The 12534-nt window shown below is 71.0% G+C and carries 10 protein-coding genes; 4 read left to right on the forward strand and 6 right to left on the reverse strand.

What is annotated here, in order from left to right; translation table 11 throughout:
- Nucleotides 1-31: 31 nt before the first annotated feature.
- Together ACH4G3_RS25555 and trhA are read right to left on the reverse strand one after the other, a co-directional pair.
- Nucleotides 32-658 carry a TetR/AcrR family transcriptional regulator gene (locus ACH4G3_RS25555; protein ID WP_397626671.1) on the reverse strand — a complete coding sequence of 209 codons (627 nt, stop codon included), beginning with the start codon at nt 656-658 and terminating at the stop codon, nt 32-34.
- A gap of 88 nt (nt 659-746) precedes the next feature.
- Nucleotides 747-1460 (reverse strand): PAQR family membrane homeostasis protein TrhA, encoded by a 714-nt coding sequence (gene trhA, locus ACH4G3_RS25560; protein ID WP_397626672.1) that lies wholly within the window; start codon nt 1458-1460, stop codon nt 747-749.
- A gap of 325 nt (nt 1461-1785) precedes the next feature.
- Here trhA and ACH4G3_RS25565 point away from each other — a divergent pair, with 325 nt between their 5' ends.
- Both ACH4G3_RS25565 and ACH4G3_RS25570 read left to right on the forward strand, forming a co-directional pair.
- Nucleotides 1786-3615 (forward strand): phosphoenolpyruvate carboxykinase (GTP), encoded by a 1830-nt coding sequence (locus ACH4G3_RS25565; protein ID WP_397626673.1) that lies wholly within the window; start codon nt 1786-1788, stop codon nt 3613-3615.
- Nucleotides 3616-3854: 239 nt separating this feature from the next.
- Complete coding sequence (locus ACH4G3_RS25570; protein ID WP_397626674.1) at nt 3855-5588, forward strand: WD40 repeat domain-containing protein; 1734 nt, start codon at nt 3855-3857, stop codon at nt 5586-5588.
- Nucleotides 5589-5788: 200 nt separating this feature from the next.
- Here the strand turns inward: ACH4G3_RS25570 and ACH4G3_RS25575 are convergent, their stop codons facing one another.
- Both ACH4G3_RS25575 and ACH4G3_RS25580 read right to left on the reverse strand, forming a co-directional pair.
- A complete protein-coding gene (locus ACH4G3_RS25575) occupies nt 5789-6211 on the reverse strand; it encodes an SCO4983 family protein (RefSeq protein WP_397626675.1) in 423 nt (140 codons plus the stop codon).
- Nucleotides 6212-6324: 113 nt separating this feature from the next.
- The gene (locus ACH4G3_RS25580) at nt 6325-7536 is read right to left on the reverse strand and encodes a pyridoxal phosphate-dependent aminotransferase (RefSeq protein WP_397626676.1); all 1212 of its coding nucleotides are present in this window, start codon (nt 7534-7536) and stop codon (nt 6325-6327) included.
- Between the two features lie 127 nt (nt 7537-7663).
- Between ACH4G3_RS25580 and ACH4G3_RS25585 the strand changes: the two genes are divergently transcribed.
- Nucleotides 7664-8404 carry a hypothetical protein gene (locus tag ACH4G3_RS25585; RefSeq protein WP_397626677.1) on the forward strand — a complete coding sequence of 247 codons (741 nt, stop codon included), beginning with the start codon at nt 7664-7666 and terminating at the stop codon, nt 8402-8404.
- Between the two features lie 162 nt (nt 8405-8566).
- Nucleotides 8567-9493 (forward strand): S1 family peptidase, encoded by a 927-nt coding sequence (locus tag ACH4G3_RS25590; protein WP_397626678.1) that lies wholly within the window; start codon nt 8567-8569, stop codon nt 9491-9493.
- Between the two features lie 24 nt (nt 9494-9517).
- Here the strand turns inward: ACH4G3_RS25590 and ACH4G3_RS25595 are convergent, their stop codons facing one another.
- Entirely contained in the window at nt 9518-11128 is a 1611-nt protein-coding gene (locus ACH4G3_RS25595; RefSeq protein WP_397626679.1) for an N-acyl-D-amino-acid deacylase family protein, read from the reverse strand.
- 12 nt (nt 11129-11140) lie between these two features.
- Complete coding sequence (locus ACH4G3_RS25600; protein WP_397626680.1) at nt 11141-12418, reverse strand: amino acid deaminase; 1278 nt, start codon at nt 12416-12418, stop codon at nt 11141-11143.
- Nucleotides 12419-12534: the final 116 nt, after the last annotated feature.

The raw sequence follows: 12534 nt of genomic DNA on the forward strand, positions 1-12534 counted from the left end.
GGCCAGGATGCCACGGGGACGGGCGCCGGCCTCAGGCTTTTCCGCTGGGCAGGCCGTGCTCCAGGACGTCCAGGGCGCGGTCGACGAGTTCCCTGATGTCGTCGCGGTGGCCGGTCTCGGCCCAGTAGTGGGAGGCCTCCATCAGCCCGCCCATCACCGACATGGCGAAGACCCGCAGCTCCAGGCTGTCGGGGTCGAGCCCGGAGCGCTCGGCGAGGGCCTGGCGGAGCAGCCGGCCGGTGGCAGCCATGCTCTCCATCATGCGGGCGCGCACGGCGGGGACCTCGACCCCGAGCCGCGTCCGCAGCCGGGTCACCTCGGGTTCCTCGGCGAGGCTCGGGCCGAGGGCCGTGCGCATCACGTGCCGGAGGGTGTCGGCCCACGACTCGCCAAGCGGCCGGGTCCGCAGCTCCTCCATCATCACCGGGTCCCACTCGTCGGTGACGACGATGTCCTCCTTGGCCGGGAAGTACCGGAAGACGGTCGACGGCGACACCTCGGCCCGGTCGGCGATCTGCTCGATCGTCGTGGCGTCGTAGCCCTGCTCCTCGATCAGCGCGTAGGTCGCGGTGCGGATCGCCTGCCGGGTCTTGATCTTCTTCCGCTCCCGGAGCCCCAGCTGGGGTCGGTCGGCGGGGGTGGTGCGTGGGGCCGTCATGAAGGTCATTGTCGGGCATCGGCCTCGGGCCCGGGCATGCACAAAGGCCACGGCTCGGAAGCCGTGGCCTTAAGGGGCGGGAGGGGCGCTACGCGTGCTGGTACGCCACCAGCGAGATCCCCACGTAGTGCGCGATGAAGGCCGCCAGGGTGAAGGAGTGGAACACCTCGTGGAAGCCGAACCAGCGCGGTGACGGGTTGGGTCGCTTGATCCCGTAGATCACGCCGCCCGCGCTGTAGAGCACGCCGCCGACGATGACGAGGACCAGGACGGCGATGCCGCCGGTCCGCATGAAGTCCGGCAGGTAGAAGACGGCCGCCCAGCCCATCGCGATGTAGCACGGCGTGTAGAGCCAGCGCGGGGCGCCGACCCAGAAGACGCGGAAGACGATGCCGGCCGCCGCCGCGGCCCAGATGCCCCACAGCAGCCACTGGCCCTTGGCGCCCGGCAGCAGCAGCATGGTCAGCGGCGTGTAGGTGCCCGCGATGATCAGGAAGATGTTGGCGTGATCCAGGCGGCGCAGCACGCCGTCCATGCGCGGACTCCAGTCGCCCCGGTGGTACAGCGCGCTCACACCGAACAGCAGGCACGCCGTCAGTGCGAAGATCCCGCAGGCTATGCGCCCTCTGGTCGAGTCGGCGAGGGCGGTCAGCACCAGTCCCGCGACGAGAACCGCCGGGAACATGCCGAGGTGCAGCCAGCCGCGCAGCTTGGGCTTGACCGGGTGCGGCAGGGAGAGCGCCCTCGGACCGCGGCCGTCTGCCGGCGAGTCCGTAGGCGCGTCGGGGGCGAACGCAGTCATGGCCGAATGGTAGCTACGGAACCGTAAGTGACCTATCAGTCGGGTCGATTGGCCGATGAAGAGTGGCCATCCTCTCATCCTGGCCGAAGGATGGTTACGCAAACGGACGGTCAGGTGAACGCAACGTGCATGTAAAGGGGCGCGAGAAACCGTGGCGATCCTCACGTTGCTCACCTGTGCGCTCCTCTGGACAGATGGGCGCAGGCGTCGGATGATCAAATGAGTGCGGTCGGCACCGGATGAGCGCCAAGTTTCACCTGAAGCATCCGGGTCGCAGCCCCCACGGGGCCTCCACATCAAAAAAATCCCTCATTTAGGAGCAATCGTGGCGCGCGACATCGCGGCTCCCACCGTCCCCACCACCCATAAGGGCCTGATCTCGTGGGTGAACGAGATCGCCGAGCTGACCCAGCCGGACAACGTGGTCTGGTGTGACGGATCCGAGGCCGAGTACGAGCGGCTGTGCGAGGAGCTCGTCCAGAAGGGCACCTTCCGCAAACTCGACCCGATCAAGCGCCCCCACTCCTACTACGCGGCCTCCGACCCCACCGACGTCGCCCGAGTGGAGGACCGGACGTTCATCTGCTCCGAGAAGGAGGAGGACGCGGGCCCGACCAACCACTGGAAGGCCCCCGCCGAGATGCGGGAGATCTTCCAGGGCTCCGGGGGCCAGGGCGGCCTGTTCCGCGGCTCGATGCGCGGCCGGACCATGTACGTCGTGCCCTTCTGCATGGGCCCGCTCGGCTCGCCGCTGTCCGCGCTCGGTGTCGAGATCACCGACTCGGCGTACGTCGCCGTCTCCATGCGCACGATGACGCGCATGGGCCGGGCGGTGCTCGACGAGCTCGGCTCCGACGGCTTCTTCGTCAAGGCCGTGCACACCCTGGGCGCCCCGCTGGAGCCCGGCCAGGAGGACGTCCCCTGGCCCTGCAACACGACCAAGTACATCTCGCACTTCCCCGAGGACCGCGAGATCTGGTCCTACGGCTCCGGCTACGGCGGCAACGCCCTGCTCGGCAAGAAGTGCTACGCCCTGCGCATCGCCTCCGTGATGGCGCGCGACGAGGGCTGGCTCGCCGAGCACATGCTCGTGCTGAAGCTGACCCCGCCGCGCGGCGAGGCCAAGTACGTCGCCGCCGCCTTCCCGAGCGCCTGCGGCAAGACCAACCTCGCCATGCTGGAGCCGACCATCCCCGGCTGGACGGTCGAGACCATCGGTGACGACATCGCCTGGATGCGCTTCGGCGAGGACGGCCGGCTCTACGCCATCAATCCCGAGGCGGGCTTCTTCGGTGTCGCGCCCGGTACCGGCGAGCACACCAACGCCAACGCGATGAAGACGCTCTGGGGCAACGCGGTCTTCACCAACGTCGCGCTGACGGACGACGGTGACGTCTGGTGGGAGGGCATGACCGAGGAGCCCCCGGCCCACCTCACCGACTGGAAGGGCAACGACTGGACGCCGCAGTCCGAGACCCCGGCCGCCCACCCCAATGCCCGCTTCACCGTCCCCGCCGCCCAGTGCCCGATCATCGCGCCCGAGTGGGAGGACCCCAAGGGCGTGCCGATCTCGGCGATCCTCTTCGGCGGCCGCCGCGCCACCGCCGTGCCGCTGGTGACGGAGTCCTTCGACTGGAACCACGGCGTCTTCCTCGGCGCCAACGTGGCCTCCGAGAAGACCGCCGCCGCCGAGGGCAAGGTCGGTGAACTGCGCCGTGACCCCTTCGCGATGCTGCCGTTCTGCGGCTACAACATGGGCGACTACATGGCCCACTGGATCGACGTGGCCAAGGACAAGGACCAGTCCAAGCTGCCGAAGATCTACTACGTCAACTGGTTCCGCAAGGACGACGACGGCAAGTTCGTCTGGCCGGGCTTCGGTGAGAACTCCCGCGTCCTGAAGTGGATCGTGGAGCGCCTGGAGGGCAAGGCCGAGGGCGTCGAGACGCCGATCGGCATCCTGCCGACCAAGGACGCCCTCGACACAGGCGGCCTGGAGCTGGCCGACTCCGACCTGGAGTTCCTGCTCACGGTCGACAAGGAGGTCTGGCGCGAGGAGGCCGCCCTGGTCCCCGAGCACCTCAACACCTTCGGCGAGCACACGCCCAAGGAACTGTGGGACGAGTACCGCGCGCTGGTGCAGCGCCTGGGCTGAGACAGCCCTCCACCGACGCCGCGGCCGGCTCCGATCGTGCCCTGACCAGCAACATCGTCACGGCCGGCCGCGGTGACAGCACCACGGGAGGCAGGGGTTCGCACAACGGCGTGCGGGCCCCTGCCTTTCGCCGTTCACGTCGCGCCCCCTTGCTCACAGGATCTTCACGCCTGTTTCATGCTCCCTACAGGTGTCTCACCGGTCCCGGTGAGACCCAAGACAGCCTGTGGGGGGCACAGTTGAATACTGCACACCGTTCCAGACGGCTCGCGGCCACGCTGTCCGCCGCGATCCTCGCGGGGACCGGGCTCACCGTCGCCGCCGCGCCCGCGGCACACGCGGCGGCCTCCGACGCCGTGACCAAGCTGCCGATCTCGTCGTACTCGGCACTGGCCGTCGACAACGTCCACCAGCGTGTCTTCGTGGCGGACAGCAACGTCGGCTACTACCTCAACTCCGGCACCATCGCCGTCTACAACTTCGAGGGCGAGCGCCTCACGACCCTCACCACCAACCAGGCCCACGTCTCGGGCCTCGCGGTCAGCGCCGACGGCAGCAAGCTGTACGCGGGGCTGCGCGACCGCATCGAGGCCTACGACACCACCACCTACCAGCGCACCACCGTCGCCTCTGTCGGCACCGACTACTGCGGCCGCGAGGTCGCCCAGTCCAGCGGCCAGCTCTACTTCACGGTTCCGTACGCGTCCTCGGTCTCCCAGTGCGCCACCTCCGAGACCCACCTCGCGGGGATCGTGAACGGCGCGTACGCGTACACCGGCTGGAACGACTACGGCGATCTGCTGCTGGAGGCCGGCGCCGGGGACCGCATGCTCATGGGCCAGCCGCTCAACGCCAAGGCGAGCGACCCCTTCCTCGCCGTGTACGACACCGGCAACGGCGCCCTGGTACGCAACGCCGCACGCCGCTTCGCCGACGGCGCGGGCAACGGCGCCCTGAACCTCAAGGACCTGGCGCTGTCAGCCGACGGCAGCAAGGTCGCCGTCGCCGACGCCACCGCCGGCACCCGGCTGCTGAACACCGGCGACCTGTCCGACGCGGCCACCGGCTACCAGGCCCTGCCCGACGGTGCCACCGCCAGCGCGGTCGCCTTCAGCGGGGACGGCAAGTACATCGCCCGCGGATCCGCCGCCACCGGTGCCGTCCCCGACCTGCTGGTGCAGCCGGCCGACCCGGGGGACTCGACCACCCCGCTGGAGTTCGTCTTCGAGGGCAGCCTCGACGGCGACCGGGTCGTGCCGCGCGGCATGGAGTGGTCGGCGGACGGCTCCCGGCTGTTCGCGGTCACCACCAACGCGACCGGCGGCCAGTACTGGCTGCACGTCATCAAGCCGCCCGCCGTCCAGTACGACACCCGCTTCACCGGCGGTCTCACCCACAGCCCCGCCCAGGCCGTGGCGGGCGAGCCGCTGGCCGTGCGCGGCAGGCTGGAGCAGGACGGGCCCGCGCCCGCCGAGCCGCTGAAGGTCAAGGCGACCCGCACGGACGCCGAGGGGACCCACGACCTCGGTACCGCCACCGTCAAGGCCGACGGCACCTTCACCGTCCTCGACGAGCCCGGCCTGGTCGGCGAGGCCACGTACACGGTGTCGTACCTCGGCGATCTGACCCACCGTCCGGCCACCGACGTCACCCACACCGTGACGGTCGGCAAGGCGCCCACCTCGATCGCGCTCACCGCACCCGAGGAGGCGAGCATGTCCGGCGGCATCGAGATCACCGGCACGTTCACCGCCCAGGGCAAGGCGCTGCCCGAGCGGGCCGTCCTCAAGGTCGTACGCGAGGACCAGCTCGGCACGGGCACGCTGTCGTCGGTGACCGTCGCAGCGGACGGCACGTTCACGATCAACGACATGCCCCGCACCCGCCGCGAGGTGACCTACACGGTCAGCTGGCCGGGCGACGCCCTGCACGAGGGCGCAACGGCCTCGGCGGAGGTGTACGTCAGGCGCTAGCCTCTGCGACGCCCCTCGGGGGGATGCCCCTGAGGGGCGCGGGGAACTGCGCGACCAACCACACTCAACCCGCACAGACCCACAGCCAAAAACCACAACGGCGATAACCGGCTCAAGCCAACGCAGTGCTGTGGCACCCGGTCCGCGCGTCGCTGCGGGAGCGCGCGGACCGGGGCCGTCGGGGGAGCCCCAGTGAGGGCTCAGCGGGACGCGAGCTTGCGCGGCTCCAGAGCCGCGGCGTGCGCGTCCATCCGCTCGGCGGACAGGATGGCGGCCGCCGTGTCGGCGCGGGAGGCGGCGACGACCAGCGCGCGGCCCGCCAGAGCGTGCGCCCGCCGGTGCAGGGCTGTCGCGCTGCGTTCGCGCCGGGTGCCGCTCATCGGCGCGCGGACCGGAGTGCGCCCTCCCCGCAGCCGGCCCACCTGCTCCGAGAGCCGCTCCGCCGCGGTGTCCAGGTCGGCCGAGCTCCCCGCCGCTCGCAGCTCGTCCGTGACGGCGAGCAGGGCGGCGAGATGGCCCGCGAGCTGGATGTCCAGCTCTTCCTCGCGGGAACGGTGGGGAAAGTCGGGGGCGGGGCCGTCCACCGTGCTGTGGACCGACTTGGTGCGGATCGGTTCGTACATGGGAGGGCCCTCCTGTGTGCTTACAGGAAGCCATCCTAGCTTAGATTTCGTCTAAAGTTGAGTTGTTCACAAACCCGGACGGGCTGCACACGTACGGTGAGCGAGGTGACCGGTCAGGCCTGGCTGTAGCCGTCCAGGAAGTGCCCGATCCGGCCCACCGCGTCCCGCAGGTCGCCGACCGTCGGCAGGGTCACCACCCGGAAGTGGTCCGGCTCCGGCCAGTTGAACCCGGTGCCCTGGACGACCATGATCTTCTCGCGCCGGAGCAGGTCCAGGACCATCCGCCGATCGTCCTTGATCTTGAAGACCTTGGGATCGAGGCGCGGGAAGAGATACAGCGCCCCCTTCGGCTTCACGCAGGTCACGCCCGGGATCTGGGTCAGCAGCTCGTAGGCGACGTCCCGCTGCTCGTGCAGCCGGCCGCCCGGCAGTACCAGGTCGTTGATCGTCTGGCGTCCGCTGAGCGCCGCGACGACGCCGTGCTGTCCCGGCATGTTCGCGCACAGCCGCATGTTCGCCAGGATCGTCAGGCCCTCGATGTAGGAGTCGGCGTGCGCGCGGGGCCCGGAGATCGACATCCAGCCGACCCGGTAGCCGGCCACGCGGTACGCCTTCGACATGCCGTTGAAGGTGAGGGTCAGCAGGTCGGGGGCGACGGCGGCGGTCGGGGTGTGCGTGGCGTCGTCGTAGAGGATCTTGTCGTAGATCTCGTCCGAGCAGATCAGCAGGTTGTGACGGCGGGCGATGTCGGTGAGCCCCTTGATCATCGCCTCGTCGTAGACGGCCCCGGTCGGGTTGTTGGGGTTGATGATCACGAGTGCCTTGGTGCGGTCGGTGACCTTGCGCTCGACGTCGGCCAGGTCCGGCATCCAGTCGGACTGCTCGTCGCACCGGTAGTGCACGGCGGTGCCGCCGGACAGCGAGACGGCGGCGGTCCACAGCGGATAGTCCGGGGCGGGTACGAGCACCTCGTCCCCGTCGTCCAGCAGGCCCTGCATCGCCATCACGATGAGCTCGGAGACGCCGTTGCCGATGAAGACGTGCTCCACGTCCGTCTCGATGCCGAGTGTCTGGTTGTGCATCACGACCGCGCGGCGGGCGGCCAGCAGCCCCTTGGCGTCTCCGTACCCATGTGCCGAGGACACGTTCCGGAGGATGTCCTCCAGGATCTCGGGCGGACACTCGAAGCCGAACGCCGCCGGGTTGCCGGTGTTCAGCTTGAGGATGCGGTGACCGGCCGCTTCCAGCCGCATCGCCTCCTCGAGCACCGGACCCCGGATCTCGTAACAGACGTTGGCGAGCTTGGTCGACTGGATCACCTGCATGTCTGGGAGCTTACGGCGCGGTAATGCGCCACGGGTCGTGTTTTCCGCCACGTGAGACGCGTCGCTTTGGGTGGATATCGCACGCGCGCTGTCCCACCAGCACCATCGGTGCCTAGAATTCGCCGCCATGTCCAGGCCATCCGAGTACGCCGACGGAGCGACGAGCGGCGCCCCCCAGGGGCCGCCGAACGTGTACCTGCCACAGGCGGACCCGCCTCCGGCCTACGACGCCTACGCCGATCCGGCGGCGGCGCACGGATGGCAGGACGCGTACGACCCCATGGACGGCCAGGACGCCGCGCGCGGCACCGGCGACACGCGAGACATGGGCGACACGCGTGAGCTGCCGCCGGTGCCGGTGCCGGTGCCGGTGCCGGTGCCGGGGCATGGCCGGTCCGGTGCGGGCCGCCACTCCCGGCGTGGACGGGGGCCGTGGCGTGCCCGCCGTGTGGCAGTGGCCGCCGGAGCCGTGGGTGCCGTCTCGGCGGCCGCGCTGATAGCCGGTCTCGGCTTCTCCGACGCGCCCTCCGGTGGGACGCGTGAGGGTGGCGGCGGCCGCACGGGTCCCACCGCGGGGGAGTCGCCGACGGTGCCCTCGACCGGTCCCGACCGGACACCGACCCCCGGGGCCCCCCTCGTCGGCCGGCCGGTGAACGGTGGCGAGCCGTCCGGGCCGGCGTCCGTGGGCCCGTCCACGGCGGCGAGCCCCGCCCCGTCGAAGTCGGCGCCGGACACCCGGAGTCCCTCGGCCGGCACGCCCACGGCCGGCACCCCGACGACCTCCGCTCCCGCCGTCACCGCCACGCCCCCCGGCCGAACCGACGGAAAGCCCGGACACGGTCCCGGCGGCACCAAAGGCCCCAAGTAATCAGCCTGCCAGGGCTGTTGCGTAGGGTCGGGCCGGACGGGCAGGTCCCGAGCGCGGAACGACTCCTTGCCCCATCCCCCTCGCGACGATCACAATGCGCATGACAACAGTGCGGGCGGCCGGAAGATTTCCGGCCGCCTCCGTCGCAAGAGGGGACCCCCCATGAGAAAACCTCTCGCAGCCGCGTTCTGCGCCCTGGCGATAGCCGGGGCCGGCGCGGCTCCCGCGACCGCTGCCGAGGCCGCCCCCACGGGCGTCGGCAAGGTCGCGGACACGGGCGCGGTCACGTCCGCCGTCTCGGACGTGGTCACGTCCGCAGCGGAGACCGTGTCCGGGCTCACCAACCCGGCGCCCAAGGGCGTGAACTTCGCCGGCACGGTCGCGCTCAGCAACTGCTCCGGCTCCGTCGTCCGCATGCCGGACTCCGAGGCCGACGACCCGGCGCTGGTGATGACCAACGGCCACTGCCTGGAGTCCGGCTTCCCCGGTCCCGGCGAGGTCCAGGTCGACAAGGCCTCCAGCCGCACCTTCAGCCTGCTCAACGCCTCCGGCTCGCGCGTCGCGACCCTGCGCGCCGCCAAGCTCGCGTACGGCACGATGACCGACACGGACGTCGCGTTCTACCAGCTCACCACCAGCTACGCGCAGATCAGGAGCTCGTACGGCATCAACCCGTTGACGCTGAACGACTCGCACCCCGTCGCCGGCACCGCCATCAGCATCCCCTCCGGCTACTGGAAGCGGATCTACAGCTGCGACATCGACGGTTTCGCGCACACCCTCAAGGAAGGCGACTGGACCTGGAAGGACTCGGTCCGTTACACCTCCGCCTGCAACACCATCGGCGGCACGTCCGGCTCGCCCGTCGTCGACCAGGCCACCGGCAAGGTCGTCGCCATCAACAACACCGGCAACGAGGACGGCGAGCGCTGCACGGTGAACAACCCCTGTGAGGTCGACGCGAGCGGCAACGTGACGGTCCGCAAGGGCATCAACTACGCCCAGCAGACCTACCAGATCCCGGCCTGCTTCGGCATCGACAACAAGCTCGACCTGAGCGCGAGCGGCTGCACCCTGCCCAAGCCGTAAGGCGAAGGTCCCCGGGTCGGGCGGTCACGCGGGAGTCCTGCGGACCGCCCGGCCCGCCAGGGCGTCCGTGCGGCGCCCGTCCTCGATCACGAACCGCCCGCCGACCAGCACGTGCGGGATGCCCTTCGGGAGCACGCGCGGCTCGGCGAAGCTCGACCCCGCCGCGACCGTCGCCGGATCGAAGAGCACCAGGTCGGCGACGTACCCCTCGCGCACCAGGCCCCGGTCCGGCAGCCGGAGCCGGGCCGCCGGGCGCGAGGTGAGGTGCGCGACGCACTCCTCCAGCGACAGCACCCCCAACTCCCGCACGTAGTGCCCGAGATAGTGCGGGAACGTGCCGTACGCGCGCGGATGCGGCTTGGCGCCCTGGAGGATGCCGTCCGAACCGCCCGTGTGCACCCGGTGGCGCATGATCGCCCGGACGTTCTCCTCGTGGCCGACGTGCTGGAGGATCGTCGGCGCCAGCCGGTCGGCCAGCAGCAGCCCGCGCGCGGTCACCCAGGGGGCCTCGCCCCGCACGTCCGCCGACTCCTGGACCGTCCGGCCGACGAACTCGGCCAGCGCCGGATCGCCCACGCCCGAGATCTCGATCGTGTCCCACTCGATGGGCACACCGTGGCAGCCGTCCGAGCCGGTGATCTCCAGGTCGTGGCGGATCCGCTCGGCCGTCTCCTCGTCCGCCAGCCGCTCGACGACCCGCTCGGGGCCGCCCTCGCTCGCCCAGCTCGGCAGCATGGCCGCCAGCGTCGTACAGCCCGGTGTGTAGGGGTAGGTGTCGAGGCTGATGTCCGCCCCGGCCGTCAGCGCCTCGTCCAGCAGGGCCAGCAGCTCGGGCGCCCGGCCCTTGTTCACGCCGAAGTTCATGGTGGCGTGGGCGAGATGCAGGGAGCAGCCCGCCTCCCGGGTCAGCGCGACCATCTCCTCGTACGCCTGAAGGGCGCCCGCGCCGTAGGAGCGGTGGTGCGGGCAGTAATAGCCCCCGTACGACGCCACCACCCGGCACAGCTCGGTCAGTTCGGCGTCCTGCGCGTACATGCCGGGCGTGTACGTCAGCCCCGACGACATGCCGACGGCGCCCTGCTCCATGCCCTCGGCGACCAGCTGCCGCATCCGGTCCAGCTCCTGCGGGGTGGCCTCCCGGTCCTCCCAGCCGACGGCGAGCGCGCGGACCGTGCCCTGGGGGACGAGGTAGGCCGCGTTCACGGCGATGCCCCGGTCGAGGCGGTCGAGGTACTCGCCCACCGTCCGCCAGTCGAAGTCGATGTCGTCACCGGAGCCGTTCCACCCGGCGATCGCCCGGCGCACCTCGCCGAGCGTCCGGTCGTCGACCGGCGCGTACGACAGCCCGTCCTGGCCGATGACCTCCAGCGTGACGCCCTGCGCGGCCTTGGCGCTGTGGTCGGGGTCGCGCAGCAGGGCCAGGTCGCTGTGGGCGTGCATGTCGACGAAGCCGGGGGAGAGGACGAGTCCCTCGGCGTCCAGCTCCCGGCGCGCCGTCGGCCGCTGGCAGCCGGCCGCGGCGGCCTCCTTGACGATGGACGTGATCCGGCCGCCGTCGACCACGACATCGGCCCGGTAGGACGGTCCGCCGGAGCCGTCCACGACGTCCGTGTCCCGGATGACGAGCTCTTCCATCGCGCCGGCCTCCTAGAAGAACGTACGGACGTAGTCGACGACCGTGCCGTCCGCCTCGGCGACCGGGATCAGCGGCCACTTGTCGAACGACGTGCACGGATGGGACAGCCCCAGACCGACCCAGTCGCCCACCTCCAGATCCGCCTCCGGCGTGGTGCTCAGCCAGGCGTGCTGGTCGGACAGGGCTGTCACCGACACGCCGGTGGCCGGGCGCTCGGCGCCGTCCCGGCGGATCACCTGGGCGAAGGGCAGGTCGAGGTCGTAGGCCGCGTCCCGCTTGCCCGCGTTGACGAAGGCCTGCTCGGCGGTGGGCCGTGACACCACCTGCGTCCACAGCCGGAACGCCGGCTCCAGGGCGCCCTCCTCGGGCACCCGGTTGAACGGGGTCAGCTTGCGGTAGTGGCCGTCGTCGTGCGAGACGTAGGCGCCCGAGCGCAGCAGCTTCAGGACCGGCCGGGAGAGTTCGGGGATCTCCGCGAAGACGTCGGCGACCGCGTCGAACCAGGCGCTGCCGCCCGCGCTGACGACGATCTCGTCCACACCGGAGAACCGTCCGGCCTTGTCGAAGCCGGCGGCCAGTGCGACCAGCCGCCGCAGCCACGCCGTCACCCGCTCCGGGTCGGCCTTCGGCACCTCGCCCTCGTAGCCCGCGACGCCGACCAGGCGCAGGGACCGGGTGCCCGCCACCGCGTCCGCGACCGCCGCGCACTCGGCCTCCGTCCGCACGCCGGTACGGGCCCCCTCCCCGGCGGCGAGTTCCACGACGACGTCCAGCGGGCGCCGGGCACCGCCCAGCGCGGCGTCCATCAGTTCCACCCCGCGCACCGAGTCGACGTAAGCCACGAAGCGGAACTCCGGGTCGGCGTCGAGCTCGGCGGAGACCCAGCGCAGGGCCGCCGGGTCGACCAGCTCGTTCGCCAGGAACACGCGCCGGGTCCCGAACGCGCGCGCTACCCGCACCTGGTGCGGCACCGCCAGCGTGATGCCCCACGCCCCGTGCTCGATCTGCCGCTGGAACAGCTGCGGCGCCATGGAGGTCTTGCCGTGCGGCGCGAAGGCCAGGCCGTGCCGGTCCGCGTAGGTCTCCATGAGCCTCAGGTTGTGCTCCAGGCGCTCGGCGGACAGCGCGAGCACGGGCGTGGCGAAGCCGCCGGTGAAGAGGTTCCGGCGCTGGGCGGCCAGCTCACCGACGGTCAGCCCGTCGGCGTCCGGCGGGAGGCCCTTGAAGCGGTGGTCGACGCGCTCGGCGGCGAGCCGGGCGAGGGACTCGGCGGGGCTGTCGGCTGTCATGGAGCCTCCTGATCAGCACTGTTGCAGTAGCTGCAACCTTCATTGCGTATGTCGCTGAACGCTGTCTAACATCTCGGCCACCGCCGGTCAATGAAACCGCCACCGGCCGACCCGAC

Source organism: Streptomyces afghaniensis (assembly GCF_044327915.1).
Classification (GTDB): domain Bacteria; phylum Actinomycetota; class Actinomycetes; order Streptomycetales; family Streptomycetaceae; genus Streptomyces; species Streptomyces afghaniensis.